This is a genomic window from Mucilaginibacter sp. P4_G9 (assembly GCF_056400985.1).
In genome coordinates this window covers 1-1,056 of record NZ_JBFUKF010000812.1, presented here as the reverse complement: position 1 = coordinate 1,056, position 1,056 = coordinate 1, and the positions used below count along the sequence as shown (strand labels likewise).

Below are 1,056 nucleotides of genomic sequence, written 5' to 3'. Positions count from 1 at the left end.
GTACATATTAGTCCCGGCTCTTACTGTTAAAGTAGAAGTAGTAACCATAAAAATATGCACTGTTAAATTTCATTGTTTTTTATTATGTTGTAAATGTACGGTAAAAAATGATTCTGTCAATAGAAAATTTTATTTTTTGTTAAATTTTGTAGGTGAACCAAATTTTATTTGCTAAAAATGGGTTTTGACTTCTTTTATTCTTAAAAATGGAATTAATTATTATTTTTCTGTTATTTCCTTTGGAGAAACTTAAAGTCAGGCAGAATATTTTTGTTCGGCAATAGGAGTAATGTGCTGTATTTCATACTCCCGCTGCATCACCCTGGCCGTTTGCGTGCTGCCGTCATGGCTCCATCCGGGTGGGTTAAATAAATACCCAAGTTTATTTTTAAATCCCGGAGCATGCTTAACATCGTGGATTAATGCCTTCCACTCGTGAAAAATAATGTTTACCGGCCCCATATCCTCCGGTTGTTTGGTAATGCCATATTTAACCGGCTCGGGCAAATCTTCGTCCCTGAAGGTGCCAAACATCCGGTCCCATAAAATTAAAACCATCCCCATGTTTTTATCAAGATAAGGAATGTTTGATGCATGATGTACCCGGTGATGTGCCGGAGTTACAAAGATCCATCCATACCATTTTGGTAATGGTATTTTATATTGTGTATGCACAAGGTTGCCATAAAATTGGGTAACCAAATAGGCGTATAGAATATCCAGCGCGGTAAAGCCCATTAACGCGAGGGGTAAATAAAAAAATACCCTGTATAATGGCTCAAAAACTGTTGACCGGAAACCCGTAGTAAAATTAAATTGCTCTGATGAATGATGGGTTACATGTATGGCCCAAAACAGGCGGCAATAATGCCCTATATAATGCAAAACCCAATATAAAAAGTCCTGGGCCACAATTAGCACAAACCAATACAACCAAACATTGTGTATTTGAAACAAGCGGTACTGGTAAGTAAAACTCAGTATAATAAATGTGCTTCCTTTAACTACCAGGTTGGTTACAACCGCAAGCGAGGTAAGATAAATATTGGTAAGTGT

The 1,056-nt window shown here is 37.1% G+C and carries 1 protein-coding gene; it reads right to left on the bottom strand.

Features of this window, described 5'->3' with window-relative positions:
• Nucleotides 1-255 precede the first annotated feature (255 nt).
• Nucleotides 256-1,056 (bottom strand): sterol desaturase family protein (locus AC1DPZ_RS27820; RefSeq protein WP_477409635.1); only part of this gene is annotated, 801 nt, incomplete at its 5' end.